This is a genomic window from Pelomonas sp. Root1237, assembly GCF_001425055.1.
Lineage (GTDB): Bacteria > Pseudomonadota > Gammaproteobacteria > Burkholderiales > Burkholderiaceae_C > Pelomonas.
The window spans coordinates 419,378-436,615 of sequence record NZ_LMDK01000018.1 but is presented as its reverse complement, the minus strand read 5'-3'; the positions used below and the strand labels follow the sequence as shown (position 1 = coordinate 436,615).

Sequence of the window (17,238 nt, the reverse complement as noted above, 5' to 3'; positions counted from 1 at the left end):
TGTCAATGCGCGCGGCCAGCCGCCGGGTTCAGCACCATGCGATCGACGGACCAGCGCCCCGCACCCCACAGCGCGATGGCCAGGGCCAGCACGCCCCACAGGATGTGCTGCGCCTCACCGGCGGCCGACAGGTCCTCCGCCGGCAGTGAAAGCGCCGCCATCAGGTTGACGACAAAGAGGCTCACACCGGCGAAGCGGCCCGCCAGGCCGAGCACCAGCAGCACCGGGATCACCAGCTCGCCCGCGGTGCCCATATAGGCCGCAAGCGCTGGCGGCAGCAGCGGCACCTGGTAGTAGTCGTTGAACAAGGCCAGCGTGGACGACCAGTCGCGCAGCTTGACCAGGCCCGACATGAAGAAGACCTTGGCCACGTAGAGCCGCGCCGCCAGCAGCGCCAGCGACTGCAGATGGCTGACCAGCGTGTCCAGCGGCGCGGGCAGCCGGGTGGGTTGCAGGCCCGGGTCGGTGACGGCGCGCAGCGCGTTGGAAATCAGAGCTTTCATGGTGTGGTGGTCCGGTTCGGTGTTGTGGCCCTGACTCCCTGCAGCCAGGCGTTGTGCAACGCGGCTTGCAGCCAGGCGGCGAAGTCGAAGTCGGTTTCACCGCCAGAACCTTTCACTGTGGCCGCCTCCAATGCCTCGGCAAGATTCACGGCGTCGATCAGGGCCCGCATGAAGACCGCATCGGCGGCCGACACGGGTTGCCATTTCCCGCGCCAACCGGCTCGCCAGACCACCACCGGCCCGTCGGACTGCGCCAGCACCGCCAGGCCTGGCCGCAATTGCAGCCAGAGCTTGTCGGGCGATGTGGTGCCGAGCAGGGCCAGCGAGTCGGCGTCCAACGAAGCGTCCTGCGCGCGTTCGGCCCGGTGCAGCGCCCAGTCCAGGCGAGCGAGATCGGGCAAGCCCGAAGCCTCGCCGGCGCGCTCCAGCAGAAAGCCTTCGAGCACCCCACCCCACTGCCCCAGGTCACCGCTCTCGGGCGGGTGGGCGCGCCAGAAGGTCCAGGCCAGCGACGCGAATTCGTCCTCGCCGAGTTCCTCGCGCAAGCGCACAAAGGGCACGGCCAGGGCTTGGGCCGACAGCGCCCGCAGGTTGTTGCGATAGGCCGCCAGGCCGCGCTCGCCGCCAGTCAGGCCGGGCGGCGCCTCGCCGCGCCCCAGCAGCGCATCGACAAAGGCCTGCTGAGCGGCCTTCACGGGTGCAGCGCCCTCGCCCGCTGGCCTTCAGCCAGCAGCACCGCCAGATCGGGCACAGCGGTGTCCCATTCGATCAGCGTCGGCAGCGGGCCCAGCCGCTGCAGCGTGTGTTCGTAGACACGCCAGACCTCGTCACGCACGCGGCTGCCATGGTCATCGATGACGAGACCGTCGTCCTGCTCACAGTGGCCGGCCAGATGGATCTCGCCGACGCTGCCGGGGCGGATCGCGTCAACCCAGCGCATGGCTTCACCCGCCGCGTCGCCCGGCGCCAGGCCGGCGTTGCGCGCATTGACGAAGAGGTTGTTGACGTCCAGCAGCAGGCCGCAGCCGCTGCGCCGTGTCAGCTCGTTGAAGAACTCCGGCTCCGCCAGGGTGTCGCCGGCCCAGCCAACATAGGCGCTGATGTTCTCCACCAGCATGGGCCGGCCCAGGCGTTCCTGGACCTGCTGGACATGGGTCGCCATCAGCGCGAGGGATTCGTCGGTGAAGGGGATGGGCAGCAGGTCTGCCGCATGCAGGCCCGTGCCCACGCGGGCAAAGCAGGCGTGGTCGGACACCCACCGCGGCTGCACGCGCCGTGCAAGGCGAGCGAGCCGCTCCAGGTGAGCATCGTCCAGCCCCGCCGCCGAGCCCAGTGCCAGGCCCACGCCGTGCAGGCTGACGTCATAGGCCGCGCGGCCCGCCTCCAGCACGGCCAGCGTGATGCCGCCGTCGGCAAAGAAGTTCTCTGAATGGACTTCGATGAAGCCGAGTGCGGGGCGCTCGGCCAGCAAGGTCTCGTAATGCGGCTGGCGCCAGCCAATGCCTACACAGGGCGAGGCTGGCGCCGCGGTCATGGCGGTCAAGCCCTCACTTCTTGGCGGGCGCCTTGGTCGAGCCGCCTTCCTTCTCGCACGTGCCCTTGGCGACGTACTTCCATTCGTTGGCGTCCTTGTCGGCCTTGGACTGGCCGGCGCAGGAGTGGCTGCCATTGGCGGTGGCGCAGTCGTTCTGGCCGGCCTTGGCGATGCCGTAGCACTTTTCCTTGGCGGCATCGGCGGCCTGGGCCTGGGCAACCATGCCCAGGGACAGGGCGGCGGCGAGAGCGGAGGACACGAGGGCTTGGTTCTTCATGAGACAGGTCTCCAAAAGGTTGGGGGGTAAAAGGCGGCCGATCATCCGGCGGCAAGAACGAAGTCGCAAGACGCTGCCAAGTCCTTACACTGCCGCCGCCATGACCGCTCCAACCGCCTCAGCGGACTACTGCCGCCAGATCGAAGCCCTGCGCCCGCCGCTGCTGAAGTACGCGCGCCTGCAGCTGCGCAACCCCGCCTGGGCCGAGGATGCCGTCTCTGAAACCCTGCTCGCGGCGCTGGAGAAGCCCCAGGCCTTCGCGGGCAACAGCCAGCTCAAGACCTGGCTGGTCGGCATCCTCAAGCACAAGCTCGTCGACCAGATCCGCAAGAACAGCCGCGAGTTGTCGACCACCTGCAGCAGCGAAGACGGCGAGGACCTTGACGATCTGCTGTTCGCCAGCGACGGCCACTGGCGCGAGACCCAGCACGACTGGGGCAACCCCGAGGATTCGCTGCGCCAGGTCGACTTCATGAGGGTGCTGGAGGCCTGCGTCGAGAAGCTGCCCGGCCAGCAGGGCCGCCTCTTCATGATGCGGGAGTGGCTGGAGCTGGAATCGGACGAGATCTGTAAGGAACTGGCGATCACACCGACCAACTTGTGGGTCATGCTGCACCGGGCCCGGCTGAGACTGCGGGACTGCCTGCAGTCCGGCTGGTTCGGCGGCGCGACCGCTGGAGGGGCGACTTGATCAAGCTGAAGATCACCTGCCGGGAGGCCACGCAGATCACGCTCAAGGCGGAAGATCGCAGCATGCCGCTGACCGAGCGGCTGTCGCTGCGCCTGCACCACCGCATCTGCACCAATTGCCGGCGCTTTTACCGCCAGGTCGAGCTGATGCGCCAGGCCAGCGCGCGCTGGCGGCACTACACCGAGGACTGATCAGGCCACCGGTGCGCCCTCGTCGGGCAGGGCCGATGCCAGGGCTTCGTCGCCCTCCAGTGCAATCGCAATCGCCAGCTTGATGGCATCGATCTGAGCCGCCAGGCCCATGCTGGGTACCGTCGGTTGGGTGCGAGCCGCCTGCTCGGGCAGGGCCGGCACATGGATGAAGCCGCTCTTCACGCCAAGGCCAACGAGCCGGTGCTGGAGTTCGAAAAACACCTGGTTGCAGACAAACGCCCCCGCGGTCAACGACAGCCCCACCGGATGGCCGGCCGCGCGCAGCCCGTTGCGAATGGCCTTGACGGGCAGCGTCGAGAAATAGGCCGGCGGCGCGTCCGCCCGCACCGGCACATCCTGCGGGCGCTCGCCGGCGTTGTCGGCGATGCGCGCGTCGATGAGATTGACGGCCAAGCGTTCGATGGAAATCTCTGCCCGGCCGCTCGCAAGGCCCAGTGCGATGACGAGCCCGGGCTTGTGCACGGACAGCGCTTCAGCCAAGACTCTGGGAGCGCCGCCAAAGGTCGTCGGCAGGCAACGCGCCTGCACCGTCGCTCCGGCAATGATCTGGCCATGCAGCGATCGGGCCACTTCCCAGGACGGATTGATGGCCTCGCCGCCAAAGGGCTCGAAACCGGTGAGCAGGATGTTCATGGCCCCAATTGTGTCGTTTCATGTCGAAGCCGGGCGAGCCCGCGGCCCGTCGGTCTGCGGCGTCAGCATGGCGTTTTTCGGGGCCAGCGCGAGCGCCGCAGCCCTCCATAATCATCGGCACACCTGCTGCCCAGCCCATGACCGACCCGTCCCAGCCCCTGCCCTGGCCCCATGGCGATGCCGACTCACCCACTGCGGCAGGCCCGGCCTCCGGTTTTCTCTGGCCCAGCCCGCCCTATGCCGCCTACCCCCAGCCGCAGGTGCAGCGTGGGTCCGAGGCCTGCGAGATCCTGGGGCTGAACAACAGCCGCAGCATGGGCCAGCTGTTGCAACTCGATGCCAGCGACCGCATCGTGCAGATCAATGTGCCGCCAGCGCGCAACAGCATGCCGCTGAAGTTCAGCCAGTTCCGTGCCGTCAAGCTGCTGCGCACGCTGGAGGTGCCGCCGCGCGATGCCGGCGACCTGAATTCCCCGCTCAGCGTCGACCAGCGCCCGCGCACCGAGTTCCGCGTCGTCTTCACTGGCGGCGATGAGCTCAAGGGCGTGACCATCGGCCATCATCACGACAGCCTGGGCCTGTTCCTTTTCCCGCCGCTGGCCGATGACGACGACTCCGTGCGCCGCGTCTTCGTGCCCCGCGAGGTGCTGGCGAATTTCGAGATCGGTGAGCGCCTGGGCGACCTGCTGCTGAAGGACAAACTCGTCACGCCCGAGCAGCTCAACGCCGCCGCTGTCGAGCAGAACGACCTGCGCCAGCGCCGCGTCGGCGACATCCTCGTCAACCAGCAGATCGTCACCGCCGAGCAACTGCTGCAGGCCATCGAGCAGCAGGCCAAGATGCCGATGGTGCGCATCGGCGAGGCGCTGCTGGCGCTGGAGCTGGTCACGCCCGAGCAGCTCGAGGTGGCGCTGGTTCAGCAGCGTGATGACCGCTCCGTGCCGCTGGGCGAGCTGCTGGTGCGCAAGGGCGTCATCAGCCGCGCGCAGCTGCAGTCGGCGCTGGCGCGCAAGATGGGCTACCCGGTGGTCGATGTCGAGAACTTCGCCATCGAGCCTGACGCCGTGCGCAAGCTGCCGCACGCGGTGGCCAAGCGTCTGGAGGTGCTGCCCCTGCTGCTGCGCGACGGCCGCCTTGTCGTGGCCATGGAAGACCCGACGCGGCGCGACGCCCTCGACGAGGTCGAGTTCATCACCCAGCTCAAGGTCGTGCCGACGCTGACCAAGCTCGGCACCCTGCAGTTCGCCATTCCGCTGGCTTTCGACCGCTATGGCGGCGAGCCCCTGCCGCGCGGCAGCGCCGTCGACCCCCTGCCCGACTTCCAGCCCGACTTCACGCTGGACAACTCCAACAAGCTCATCGAGAGCCTGGAGCGCGACAGCAGCGAGCGCAGCGCCAGGGAAGAGGAGTCGCCCATCGAGCAGAGCGACAACTCGCTCGTGCGCCTGATCAACTCGATGATCATCGAGGCGCACAACCAGGGCGTGTCCGACATCCACATCGAGACCTACCCGGGCAAGGAAAAACTCAAGATCCGTTTCCGCCGCGACGGCGTGCTGCAGCCCTATCTGGAGCTGCCCCCCACCTACCGCAACGCGATGATCGCGCGCATCAAGATCATGTGCGACCTCGACATCTCCGAGCGCCGCAAGCCCCAGGACGGCAAGATCAACTTCGCCAAGTACTCGCCCCAGCACCGGCTGGAGCTGCGCGTGGCAACCATCCCGACCAACAACGGCCTGGAAGACGTCGTCATGCGCCTGCTGGCCAGCAGCAGGCCCATGCCGCTGGACCGCATCGGCCTGTCGCCCGCCAACCTCGCCGCTCTGCAGACCGCCGTCGCCCGCCCATATGGCTTGGTGCTCTGCGTCGGCCCGACCGGCTCCGGCAAGACGACGACGCTGCATTCGGCGCTCAGCCACATCAACACGGCCGAGCGCAAGATCTGGACGGCCGAGGACCCCATCGAAATCACCCAGGCCGGCCTGCGCCAGGTCCAGGTGAACCCCAAGATCGACTGGACCTTCGCCAAGGCCCTGCGCGCCTTCCTGCGTGCCGACCCCGACGTCATCATGGTCGGTGAGATCCGTGACCAGGAAACCGCCGAGATCGCCGTCGAGGCCTCGCTGACCGGCCACTTGGTGCTCTCCACGCTGCACACCAACAGCGCGCCCGAGACCATCACGCGGCTGCTGGACATGGGCATGGACCCCTTCAACTTCGCCGACTCGCTCTTGGCCGTGCTGGCTCAGCGGCTGGTGCGGCGCAGCTGCACCGCCTGCCGCACCAGCGAGCCCATGCTTGAGGCCGAGCTGCAGGAACTGCTGGACGACTATCTGCACGTCTTCCCGGCCGAGGGACGGCCCAGCAAGCTCGCGCTGATGTCGGAATGGATCAAGTCCTACGGCCAGGGCGGCCGGCTGATGAAGCACCACAGCCCCGGCTGCACGGCCTGCGGCGGCAGTGGTTACAAGGGGCGCGCCGGCCTGCATGAGCTGCTGACTGTGTCCAAAGACATACGGCGCATGATCCAGACCGGGGCCCGCGCCGAGGAACTACATCACGGCGGCCTCGCCGAAGGCATGCGCTCGCTGCGCCAGGACGGCATCATCAAGGTCTTGCAGGGCATCACGACCCTCGCCGAGGTTCACGCGACCAGCAACGCATGAGCTTTATCAACACAGCCACAGAGGCACGGAGACACAGAGCAATGAAGGCTTGGGCTGCTTCTCCGTGCCTCCGTGCCTCTGTGGCTGTGCTCCATTCCTGACCCCCATGGCCGAAACAACCGATACCGCAGCAGCAGCACCCCGCCCCAAACTGCGTCTCGGCGACGTCCTCGTCGAGCAGCAGCTGATCTCGGCCGAGCAGCTCGGCCAGGCGCTGGAGCTGCAGCGCGCCACCGGCAAGAAGCTGGGCCGCATCCTCATCGAGGCCAACCTCATCACCGAGGAGGCCCTGGCCCATGTGCTGGCCCGCCAGCTGCGCGCGCCCTTCGTCAACCTCAAGACCTTCCCGCTCAAGACCGACCTCGTGCGCCTGCTGCCCGAGACGCCAGCGCGGCGCTTCCGCGCGCTGGTGCTGGAGGAGCGCGGCGACACCCTGCTGGTCGCCATGGCCGACCCGCTGGACCTGTTCGGCTTCGACGAGCTGGCCAAGATCCTGAAGCGCCGCCTGGCCATGGCCGTGGTGGCCGAAAGCCAGCTGCCGGCCGTCTTCGACAAGCATTACCGCCGCAGCGACGAGATCTCCGGCCTGGCCAAGGCGCTGGAGAAGGACATCGGCGACGCCGTCGATTTCGGCGCCCTGCAGGCCAGCGTCGGCCAGGAAGGCGCACCGGTCGTGCGCCTGCTGCAGTCGGTGTTCGAGGACGCGACGCGCGCCGGCGCCTCCGACGTGCACATCGAGCCCCAGGAAGGCGAGCTGCTGATCCGCAACCGCGTCGACGGCCTGATGCAGACGCTCACGCAAGCCGACAAACGCATCGCGCCCGCGCTGGCGCAGCGCCTGAAGCTGATGGCGGGCCTGGACATCTCCGAGAAGCGCCTGCCGCAGGACGGCCGCTTCACGCTGCGCCTCTCCGACCGCACGCTGGACGTGCGCCTGTCCACCATGCCCAGCCAGTACGGCGAATCCGTCGTCATGCGCCTGCTGGGCCAGGGCTCGGCCCTGCGCCGCCTCGGCGACATCGGCATGCCCGACGACATGCTCAAGCGCTTTCGCGAGCTGCTCGGGCGCGACTCCGGCATGCTGCTGGTCACCGGCCCGACCGGTTCCGGCAAGACCTCGACGCTGTATGCCGCGCTCGCCGAACTGGACTCGGAGAAGCTCAAGATCATCACGGCCGAAGACCCCATCGAATACCGTCTGCCGGGGCTGACCCAGGTGCAGGTCAACGACAAGATCGAGCTCGATTTCGCCAAGGTGCTGCGCGCCGCGCTGCGCCAGGACCCCGACGTCATCCTGGTGGGCGAAATGCGCGATGCCGAGACGGCCGAGATCGGCCTTCGGGCCGCCATCACCGGCCACCTGCTGCTGTCCACGCTGCACACCAAGGACACCGTCTCCACGCCCTTCCGACTGCTCGACATGGGCGCGCCGCCCTTCATGGTGGCCACCTCCCTGCAGGCCGTGCTGGCCCAGCGCCTGCTGCGCGGCGTCTGCAAGCATTGCGCCGAGCCGCATCTGGCCTCGCCGCAGGAGCAGGCCTGGATCAACGAGGTGATGGCCATGAACGGCGAGGCGCCCGGCCCGGTGAAGAGCGTCGCCGGCCGCGGCTGCGCCGAGTGCAACGGCACCGGCTACCAGGGCCGGCGCGGCATCTACGAAATGCTGGAGATGGACCCCGACATGGCCCTGGCCATCCAGAACAGCGATGCCGGCGCCTTCCTTGCGGCCGCTCGCAAATCGCTCAAGGGCAAGACCTTGGCCGACCGCAGCATGGACCTGGTGCGCGAGGGCAAGACCTCGCTGGCCGAGGCGGTGCGCATCAGCGTAGATGCTGAATGTCAGAGTTGAAGCCCCTCGCCCAGCCTCGCGCCGCTGAACGCGGGCGAGTCCAGTCGGTCCCCCGCGGGGACGGCGATGCTTGCGGCGTTGAGCCGCAAGCACATCGCCCGCGATCCGGCTCGGGGCGGCCCAGCGCTCGGCTCGCGGCTCGAACGCACAGAAGGCAACCCGCATGAACTTCGCGTTCAAGGGCCGCAACGGCCGCGGCGAGCTGGTTGAAGGCATCGTCGATGCCATCAACAGCGACGCGGTGGCGGCCCAGCTGATGGCCGGCGGCGTCGTGCCCGTCAGCATCGAAGCGACCACCGAGGCCATCAGCGTGGCGGGCGGCGGCAACTGGCTCGAGGCCCTGCTCGCCAAGCCCATCACGCAGGAAGACGCCCTGGTGCTGACGCGTCAGATGTACACCCTGCAAAAGGCCGGCGTGCCCATCCTGCGCGCGCTGGCCGGGCTGGAGGCCTCCACCAGCCACCCCGGCATCATCGCCCTGCTGCAGGACGTGCGCGCCAGCCTGGACCAGGGTCGCGAGCTGGGCACCGCCTTCGCGCGCCACCCGGCCGTGTTCAGCAGCTTCTACGTCGCCATGACCCGCGTCGGCGAGCTGACGGGCAAGCTGACCGAGGTCTTCCAGCGCCTGGCCGAGCACCTGGAGTTCGAGCTGGACATCCGCGCCCGCATCAAGCAGGCGCTGCGCTACCCCATCATGGTGATCGTCGCGATGGCCATCGCACTGATCGTCATCAACGTCTTCGTTTTACCGAAGTTCGCCGACGTCTTCTCCCACTTCAAGACAGAGCTGCCGCTGATGACACGCATCCTGCTCGGCTTCTCGGGCTGGACGGTGAAGTGGTGGCCCCTGGTCGTGGCTGCTGGCATCGGCGCGGCCTTGGCCTGGCGAAACTGGATCGCCACACCCGGCGGCCGCTACACCTGGGACCGCTTCAAGCTGCGCCTGCCCATCGCCGGCAACATCGTGCTCAAGGCCACGCTGGCCCGCTTCGCGCGCAGCTTTGCGCTGGCCAGCAGCTCGGGCGTGCCCATCAGCCAGGCGCTGACCGTGGTCGCGCAGACCGTGGACAACGCCTACATCGGCGCCCGTATCGAGCAGATGCGCGACGGCGTCGAGCGCGGCGAAAGCATCTCGCGCTGCGCAACAGGCACCGGCGTCTTCACGCCCATCGTGCTGCAAATGATTGCGGTGGGCGAGGAGACGGGCGAGCTGGATACCCTGATGACCGAGATCGCGCAGATGTACGAGCGCGAGACCGATTTCGCCATCAAGGGCCTGTCCGCCGCCATCGAGCCCATCCTGCTGAGCATCATCGGCGGCATGGTGCTGGTGCTGGCCCTGGGTGTCTTCCTGCCACTGTGGAACCTGGGCCAGGCGGCCATGGGGCGTTGAAGCGACGGCCAGGGCGTGAAGCCTGCAACGGTTTGCAGGCCGGTGTGGACCCGTCATAAAACTCGTGCGCAATTCACTTCTCATCGCTGAGCCGCTGCCCGATAGTCCTGTCACCCCCCGGACCACAGCGCCCAGAGCGCAGGAAGGCACCCCATGAACAAGTCTGTGCAAGCTGGTTTCACCCTGATCGAACTGGTGATGGTCATCGTCATCCTCGGCGTGCTGTCGGCCGTCGCCCTGCCCAAGTTCGTCGCCGTTGATGACGACGCCAAGCAGGCGGCCGTCAACGGTTTTGCCGGCGCGCTGAGCTCCGCTTCGGCCATCAACTACGCCGGTCGCAAGGCCAACGGCAACAACGGCGTGGCCGTGACCAAGTGCTCCGACGTCATCGCAATGCTGCAAAGCCCGCTGCCCACCGGTTTCTCGGTCACGACGGACAGCACCGCTGCCGCCAACATTACCGTGAGCACTTGCGAGCTGACCGGTCACATCGACAAGAAGGCCACCTTCACCGTCACCGGCATCCTTTGATCCCATGACCCACGCCCCGCGCGCCGACGCGGGCTTCACGCTGATCGAGCTCATCCTCGTCATCGTGATCACAGCCGCCCTGGCGGTGTTCGCCCTCCCCAAGGTGGTGGACACGACGCTGTGGCGGCTGCGTTCTTTTGGCGATGACCTTCAGGGCCGCCACCAGGCCATGCTCAGGCTGGCCCTGCAGCAGCGCCGCCCCATCATCGAGACCATCAGCAGCACCGGCGTGAGCTGGGCCTACGGCAATGGCAGTGGCACCGCCATCGCGACGCTACCCTGCCCTGCGACCGAAAGCCCTTGCTTGTCCTCCAGCGGCACAGTGACCTTCAACAGCGGCAACAGCGGCGCGACGACGACCCACACGGGTGGCGCGCTGACCGTCACGGTCGCCTCCAGCAATTACAGCCAGGCCTACCGCATCGAGGCGGATACGGGCCTGATCTACGCGACTCCTTGAGGCTTGACCCATGAGGCGCTCGGCTAGCATCCCCCGCATGCCGGCCATGCCCCGTCGGCCGCGCCAGTGCGGCCTGAGCCTGATCGAACTCCTGCTCTTCATCGTCGTTGTCAGCATCGCGCTGGCCGCGCTGCTGAAGGTTTTCGTCACGGCCACGACGGCGAGCGCGGAACCCATGATCCGCCGCCAGCAGCTGGCCATCGCCGAGTCGCTGCTGCGCGAGGTGGAGCTGATGAACTTCACCTGGTGCGATCCCGACGATGCCAACGTCGCCACGGCCACGTCGGCCACGGTGTCGCCAACCGGGTGCGCAGCACTCGTCGAAGGCAGCGGCACCGAGCCCGGCGAGACCCGCTACGGCACCACCTCCTTCGACAACGTCAACGACTACGCCGGCTTCTCGATGAGCGGCATCCGCGACGTGGCCAACACGGCCATCGCCGGCCTCGGCGGCTACAGCGCCTCGGTCGCCGTGACCTCGGCCGCCCTGGACAACGTCGTGGCCGGCGAGGCGCTGAAGATCACCGTCACCGTCACTGCGCCCGACAGCAGCACGCTGACCTTGCAAGGCTGGCGCACCCGCTATGCCCCCAACGATGCGAACTGAAGGCGTTCGCTCACGCCAGCAAGGCTTCACGCTGATCGAGGCGGTGATGACCATCGTCCTCACCGGCATCGTCATCACCATAGTCTCGGTCTTCATCGTGCCGGCGACGGATGCCTACTTCGCCAGCAACGACCGCGCCCAGCTCGGCGAACAGGCCGACACCGCGCTGCGCCGCATCGCCCGCGACCTGGCCGGCGCTCTGCCCAACAGCGTGCGCGTGAAGGGCAACAGCCTGGAGCTCATCCCCGTCAGCGGAGCGGCGCGTTACGCCACCGCCGGTGCCGGTGCCTTGCAGTTCGGCGTCGCGCCCGTCCCCAACTTTGCCATCGTTGGGCCGCCGCTCGCGATCAGCCATGCCAGCCAGAAGCTGGCCTGGTACAACCTCGGCGCCGACACGCCGGACGCCGACGCCTACGCCGGTGACAACGTGCGCATCTCCGGCAACGCCGCGGGCAATGCCGTCAACGTCGGCGTCGCGGGCGCAGCGCTGCCCAATGCGCTGCAGTCGCCGCCATATCGCGTCTATGCCATCGAGTCACCCGTCAGCTACACCTGCAATATCGCCGCCGGCACGCTCACCCGCTACAGCGGCTATGCCGCGACAGCCAGCCAGGCCGACCCGCCGGCAGGCACCGCCGCCGTGCTGGCCCGCAACGTCACCGCCTGCAGCTTCAGCTACAGCACGGGCGCGGCGACGGCCCGCTACGCCCTCGCCTCGCTGCAGATTTCGCTAGCCCGCAACGGCGAGACCGTGTCCCTCTATCACGCCGTCCACGTGGACAACCTGCCATGAGAACGCTGCGCGGCTTATCGAACCGGAGTACCGGTTTCACGATGATGTCCATGCTCTTCATCCTCGTGGTGCTGGCCGCGCTGGGCGTGGCGCTGGCCTCGCTGAGCCAGCGCCAGCAGCTCGGCTCGGCCGGCGAACTGGCCGCGGCCAAGGCTTACCAGGCCGCCCTGGCTGGTCTGGATTGGGGCAGCTACCAGGTCCTGCGCGGTGCCGCCCAGCCCATCTGCTTCGCCACCAAGAGCATCGCCCTGCCCGACCAACTGTCCGACTTCACCGTCACCATCACCTGCGCGCGCAATCCGGCTGCCGGCACGGTGACCGACGGCGAGCAGCAACTGGCCTTCTACGTCGTGCAGGCCACCGCCTGCAACATCGCGAGCGGCGGCGCCTGCCCCAACGGCAGCACCACCGAGCCCACCTACGCCGAGCGCCAGCTCAGCCGTACCTTGTCGTACAAGACATGCACGCCGCCCGCTGTCTCCTGCTGATCGCCCTGGCCCTGCTGTGCGGCCTCGCGCAGGCCGCGTCCAGCTACACCTTCCGCAGCGACAGCTATGCCTGGGAGACGGCCGCCAATGCCCTCGCGTGGGACCGCAGTTGCACCAGTTACCCGGGCGACGACGACAAGGCCACCATCACCTTCACCGGCGGCTTCAAGTTCACCTTCGCAGGCACGGCCTACACGTCGGTGCGCGTGCTGACCAATGGTGGACTGCAGTTCGGGACCGACACCGGGTTCTTTCGCACCTACACCAACACCGCCCTGCCGGCCGGCGCGGCCGACACGCAGAGTGGCTGCGTTGCCTCGGCCACGACCAACGTCATCCTGGCCTACTGGACCGACCTCGACCCCAGCCGCGCCGGCAGCGGCGGCGTGACCTGGGAACAGAAGGGCACGGCGCCCAACCGCTACGTCGTCGTGTCCTGGAACGGTGTCTATCAGTACAACACCAGCACCCCCTACACCTTCCAGATCATCCTGTTCGAGAACGGTGAGTTCAAGTACCAGTACGGCAACGCCAATGCGAGCGGCTCCAACGCCACCATTGGCGTGCAGGTCAGCAGCAGCGACACCACCCAGTACTCCTACAACAGCGGCTACAACGCCAACGGCAGCGCCATCCGCTGGTTCGTGCCCAACGGCACGCCGACGCGCCGCGCCGAGTACCGCTTCGACGAATGGAACTACAGCGGTCGCGTCGGCGAGGTGGCGGACAGCAGCGGCAACAGCAACAACGGCGTGCGCATCGGCAACGCAGTCACCTCGGCCACGGCCAAGGTCTGCCGCTCGCTCAGCATCCCGGCCGACACGACGAGCGCCAGCCACGCAGTGGACACGCTGCTCGACGTCAACTCCGGCGTCGGCGACAAGGGCGCCGTGACCTTCTGGTACGACGCCAGCACGGCCTGGAACAACTCGGCGGCGATGCTGCTGGACGCGACGACGTCCACGAGCAAGCCCTTCTTCCTGGTGCGCCAGAGCGACGGCTCCCTGCGCCTGACCGTCACCGACAGCAACGGGCTCGTGGTATCGACCGCCACGCCGGCGCAGTCCGTCGCCGCGAGCACGTGGAAGCACATCGGCATCACCTGGAACCTGGCTACCGGCACCAACCAGAGCACGCTGCGCATCTATCTCAACGGCGTTCAGGTCGGCGCCACGACGGCGACGACGAGCGGCACTCTGGACAACAGCATCGGCACCCTCTTTGTCGGCGACAACCGCAGCAGCACCGCGCCCACCAATGGCACGCTGAGGTCGGCCAACGGCCTCATCGACGAAATGCGGGTCTACAACTACGAGATCAGCGCGCTGGAGCTGACGGCCGACATGGCGCCGGCCTCGCGCACTTGTCCGCTGCCGCTGGACCACTACGAGGTGTGGCTGCCATCCACCAGCCTGACCTGCCTGCCGACGACGGTGACCGTCAAGGCCTGCGCCACCAACGCCGCCAGTTGCAGCGTCGAGACGACGGTCAACGGCACGGCCACGCTGACGACCAGCGCCGGCACGCTGGGCAGCAGCGCCCTCAACTTCAGCAACGGCGTCGCGACGACGACGCTCAGCCTCCCCGGCGGCGCCGACAACACGAACGTGACGCTGACGCTGAGCTCCGAGAGCACCGCCGCCGCCAATGCCCGTGAATGCTGCCCCGATGGCGCCAGCTGCTATGTGTCCAACAGCTGCTCGACGACCTTCAAGCGCTCCGGCTTCCTGGTCTCCACCACCACCACCGGTGCTGCGATCACCCTGCCCATGCAGACGGCTGGCACGGCATCGGCCTCCTATTGGCTGCGTGCCGTCAAGTCCGGCACCAACAACCAAGCCTGCGAGGCTGCCTTGACTGGTTCCCGCAACGTCAACTGGGGCTATCAATGCCTCAATCCGGCGAGCTGCGGTGGCAGCAACCTGATGAGCGTCAATGGCACCGCCGTTGCCGGCAACGCCAGCGGCGTGTCCACCGCCACGGCCGCTGTGCCGATGACTTTCGACACCAACGGCAACGCTCCCTTCACGCTGACCTTCAACGATGTCGGCCAGACGTCGCTGTTCTTCAACTACGCGGTCAACCCCGCAGCCGGTGTTGACATCAACGGCACAGGCAACGCCTTCGTCACCAAGCCGGCGCGCTTTCTGATCTCCAACGTCGCCAGCGGCGCCAAGCCCAATCCCGCCGCGGCCAATGATGCCGGCGGCTCTTTCGTGGCTGCAGGCGCCAGCTTCGGCGCCCGTATCACCGCCGTCACCTCAGGGGGAGTTGCCACGCCCAATTTCGGCAAGGAGTCGACGCCCGAAGGCGTGTTGCTGACACCGACCCTGGTGCTGCCTTCGCCGGGCGCCTCCGGCACGCTGACCAACGGCACCGTGGCCGGCAGCCTGTTCATCAACGGCGTCGCCAACGTCGGCAATCTCAGCTACGCCGAGGTCGGCATCATCACGCTGACGCCTGCCCTGGCCAGTAGCGGCTACCTCGGTGTGGCCGCACCGACCGGCGCCGTGACCGGCACGCCCACCGGCAATATCGGCCGCTTCATCCCGGCCGGCCTCACCGTTACGCAGGGCCTGCCTACGCATCGCAGCGATCTGGCATGCGCGCCGGCTTCGACTTTCACTTACCTGGACGAGAACTTCAGCCTCGCGTTCACGCTGACGGCCGTCAATGCCGCCGGCAACAAGACCAGCAACTACACCAGCAATGCCAGCGGCAACTTCACCAAGCTCCCCCTCGGCACGCATGGCAGGTTCAATCTTGCCGGCATCGCCGGTGCAACGAAGTTTGCCGGCCGCGTCGGCGCCTCTGCCAGCGCTGGAACCTGGACGAACGGCACGGCCTCGGTGACCCTCACCGCCAAAGTCGCGCGTGGCGCGACAGTCGATGGTCCCTTCAACAGCGCCCAGTTCGGAATCGCGCCGGTCGATGATGACGGCGTGGCCATGGCCGCCTTCGACCTCGACACCGACGCGGTAGCCGGCAACGATCGAACGCAGGTCAATTCCTCCGGCCCTTCCGGGCAAATCCCCCTGCTCTACGGCCGCCTGCGCCTACAAAATGCGCTCAGCGCCGCCAACCGCACGCTGAAACTGCCGCTGACCGCCCAATCCTGGAACGGCACGGCCTTCGTGACCAACGCCTTGGATTCCTGCACCCGCATCACCGCCGCCAACCTGAGCTTCGGCAACTTCCGCAAGACCCTCACCGCTCAGGATGCGGTCATGTACCCCAACGTCCCCAACACCGCTGTCGTCGTCAACCCGCTGCAACCAACTTACATCACGCTGGCCGCCCCGGGCGGTGGCCGCCTGGGCAGCATGGACGTGGCCGTGGCCCTGAGCTCCACGCCCACCGACGCGTCCTGCCTGAAGACGGCCGGCGGCTGGGCCAGCGCCGCGGTGCCCGCCACCGCCGGCGCCAACCTCGCGTCGCTGCGCGGGGCCTGGTGCGGCGCGGCCGCCACCAGCGACCCCAGCGCCCGCGCCACCTGGGGCCTGTACCGCGGCAGCGACGGCGTCGTCTACCAGCGGGAGAACTATTGATGCGCTGGCCCTGGTCCACCCGCCGCAACGGCCAGCGCCTGCTGCTGCGCCGCGTTGGCGAACAGCATGCCTTCGTGCTGACCGACGGCCCACCCGGTCATGACCAGGACCAGCCGGCCCGGCTGCTGCGCTGGGGCCTGATGAGCGAGGCAAAACCCGTCACCTCGGGCGACGCCATCGCGCTGCTGGACCCGGCCGACTACCAGATCCTCAAGGTCGACACCCCCAATGTGCCGCCGGAGGAGCTGAAGGCCGCGGCGCGCTGGCAGATCAAGGAGATGGTCGACGTCGACGTTGCCGAACTGACGCTGGATGTCATGCACGTCGGTGGCGACGTCGAGCGCGCGCAGCGCCAGCTCTTCGTCGTCGCGGCCCGCAACAGCGCCATCAAGGCGCTGACCAACGGCGCTGCGGGCATCAGCAGCGACATCACCATCGTCGATGTCTGGGAGACGGCCCTGCGCAATCTGCTCGCCGCCCAGGCCCGTGCCGACGACCTGGCCGCGCGCGCCTGCGCCGCCGTCCATATCGACGAACGCCACTGCCTGCTGGTCGTCAGCGCTGGCGATGAGCTTTTCTACACGCGGCGCCTCGAAGGCGACGCCGGCCTGCTGGCGCGTGCGCGCGGCGAGCAGGCCGACGCCAGCGCCGCCGAACTGCCGCTGGGTTTCGAATACCAGCCCGGCGGCACCTTCGACGCCAGCACCACGCAGGAGTCGCCCCTGGTCGTCGAGCTGCAACGCTCCATCGACGTCTGGGAGCGCAGCTGGCCCGAGCTGCCACTGGCGCGGCTGTACGTCATCACGGCCGAGCACGGCGCGGAGGTCGCGACGCTGATCCAGCGCGAGCTCGGCCAGCGCACCGTGGCTCTGAATCCGCTAGCCGCCTTCGCGCCCGACGCGCCGGCCCCCGAGGGCGACGCAGCCCAGGCCCTGGGCGCCTGCCTGCCACTGCTGGGCGCCGCCTTGCGCACCGAGACTCGAAAGTTGTGATGCCCCCTCGTTCACTTCGTTCACTGCCCCCCAAGGGGGCGCCAGTGCCCTTCGGGCG

17 protein-coding genes are annotated in these 17,238 nt (G+C 68.0%); 12 read left to right on the top strand and 5 right to left on the bottom strand.

Annotation, left to right across the window (positions count from 1 at the left end):
- Positions 1-2: 2 nt before the first annotated feature.
- The 4 genes from ASC91_RS22650 to ASC91_RS22635 are packed head-to-tail and all read right to left on the bottom strand — an operon-like array spanning position 3 to position 2,314.
- Complete coding sequence (locus ASC91_RS22650) at positions 3-503, bottom strand: DoxX family protein (RefSeq protein ID WP_082532927.1); 501 nt, start codon at positions 501-503, stop codon at positions 3-5.
- Positions 500-1,198: a DNA-binding domain-containing protein gene (locus ASC91_RS22645; RefSeq protein ID WP_056202287.1), complete on the bottom strand. Its 699-nt coding sequence runs from the start codon at positions 1,196-1,198 to the stop codon at positions 500-502. Before ASC91_RS22645 ends, ASC91_RS22650 begins: the two co-directional genes overlap by 4 nt.
- Positions 1,195-2,037 (bottom strand): DUF692 family multinuclear iron-containing protein, encoded by an 843-nt coding sequence (locus ASC91_RS22640; RefSeq protein WP_056202284.1) that lies wholly within the window; start codon positions 2,035-2,037, stop codon positions 1,195-1,197. Before ASC91_RS22640 ends, ASC91_RS22645 begins: the two co-directional genes overlap by 4 nt.
- 13 nt (positions 2,038-2,050) lie before the next feature.
- Positions 2,051-2,314, bottom strand: a complete 264-nt coding sequence (locus ASC91_RS22635; protein WP_056202282.1) for a DUF2282 domain-containing protein — start codon at positions 2,312-2,314, stop codon at positions 2,051-2,053.
- 100 nt (positions 2,315-2,414) lie between these two features.
- Here ASC91_RS22635 and ASC91_RS22630 point away from each other — a divergent pair, with 100 nt between their 5' ends.
- The gene (locus tag ASC91_RS22630; protein WP_056202280.1) at positions 2,415-3,005 is read left to right on the top strand and encodes a sigma-70 family RNA polymerase sigma factor; all 591 of its coding nucleotides are present in this window, start codon (positions 2,415-2,417) and stop codon (positions 3,003-3,005) included.
- On the top strand, positions 3,002-3,196 hold the full coding sequence (locus tag ASC91_RS22625) for a hypothetical protein (protein ID WP_082532926.1): 195 nt from the start codon (positions 3,002-3,004) through the stop codon (positions 3,194-3,196). The genes ASC91_RS22630 and ASC91_RS22625 overlap by 4 nt, the downstream gene beginning before the upstream one ends.
- Here the strand turns inward: ASC91_RS22625 and pcp are convergent, their stop codons facing one another.
- Positions 3,197-3,850, bottom strand: a complete 654-nt coding sequence (gene pcp, locus ASC91_RS22620; protein WP_056202277.1) for a pyroglutamyl-peptidase I — start codon at positions 3,848-3,850, stop codon at positions 3,197-3,199.
- A gap of 137 nt (positions 3,851-3,987) precedes the next feature.
- On the opposite strand from pcp, the gene ASC91_RS22615 reads away from it, so the two are divergent.
- The 10 genes from ASC91_RS22615 to ASC91_RS22570 all read left to right on the top strand — a co-directional run bounded on the left by ASC91_RS22615 (position 3,988) and on the right by ASC91_RS22570 (position 17,180).
- The gene (locus ASC91_RS22615; RefSeq protein ID WP_082532925.1) at positions 3,988-6,519 is read left to right on the top strand and encodes a GspE/PulE family protein; all 2,532 of its coding nucleotides are present in this window, start codon (positions 3,988-3,990) and stop codon (positions 6,517-6,519) included.
- Between the two features lie 106 nt (positions 6,520-6,625).
- Entirely contained in the window at positions 6,626-8,368 is a 1,743-nt protein-coding gene (locus tag ASC91_RS22610) for a GspE/PulE family protein (RefSeq protein ID WP_056202273.1), read from the top strand.
- Positions 8,369-8,531: 163 nt separating this feature from the next.
- Positions 8,532-9,761, top strand: a complete 1,230-nt coding sequence (locus tag ASC91_RS22605) for a type II secretion system F family protein (protein ID WP_056202270.1) — start codon at positions 8,532-8,534, stop codon at positions 9,759-9,761.
- Positions 9,762-9,914: 153 nt separating this feature from the next.
- A complete protein-coding gene (locus ASC91_RS22600; protein ID WP_082532924.1) occupies positions 9,915-10,292 on the top strand; it encodes a type II secretion system protein in 378 nt (125 codons plus the stop codon).
- A 4-nt stretch (positions 10,293-10,296) separates the two neighbouring features.
- Positions 10,297-10,752, top strand: coding sequence for a type II secretion system protein (locus ASC91_RS22595; protein ID WP_056202265.1), 456 nt, complete (start codon positions 10,297-10,299; stop codon positions 10,750-10,752).
- Between the two features lie 10 nt (positions 10,753-10,762).
- Entirely contained in the window at positions 10,763-11,359 is a 597-nt protein-coding gene (locus ASC91_RS22590; protein ID WP_200955317.1) for a prepilin-type N-terminal cleavage/methylation domain-containing protein, read from the top strand.
- Positions 11,349-12,152 carry a type II secretion system protein gene (locus tag ASC91_RS22585; protein ID WP_056202260.1) on the top strand — a complete coding sequence of 268 codons (804 nt, stop codon included), beginning with the start codon at positions 11,349-11,351 and terminating at the stop codon, positions 12,150-12,152. Before ASC91_RS22590 ends, ASC91_RS22585 begins: the two co-directional genes overlap by 11 nt.
- Before the next feature lie 50 nt (positions 12,153-12,202).
- On the top strand, positions 12,203-12,640 hold the full coding sequence (locus ASC91_RS22580; protein ID WP_157281967.1) for an agglutinin biogenesis protein MshP: 438 nt from the start codon (positions 12,203-12,205) through the stop codon (positions 12,638-12,640).
- Complete coding sequence (locus ASC91_RS22575; protein WP_056202254.1) at positions 12,613-16,188, top strand: DUF6701 domain-containing protein; 3,576 nt, start codon at positions 12,613-12,615, stop codon at positions 16,186-16,188. Before ASC91_RS22580 ends, ASC91_RS22575 begins: the two co-directional genes overlap by 28 nt.
- Complete coding sequence (locus tag ASC91_RS22570) at positions 16,188-17,180, top strand: hypothetical protein (RefSeq protein WP_056202252.1); 993 nt, start codon at positions 16,188-16,190, stop codon at positions 17,178-17,180. The genes ASC91_RS22575 and ASC91_RS22570 overlap by 1 nt, the downstream gene beginning before the upstream one ends.
- The last annotated feature ends 58 nt before the right edge of the window (positions 17,181-17,238 follow it).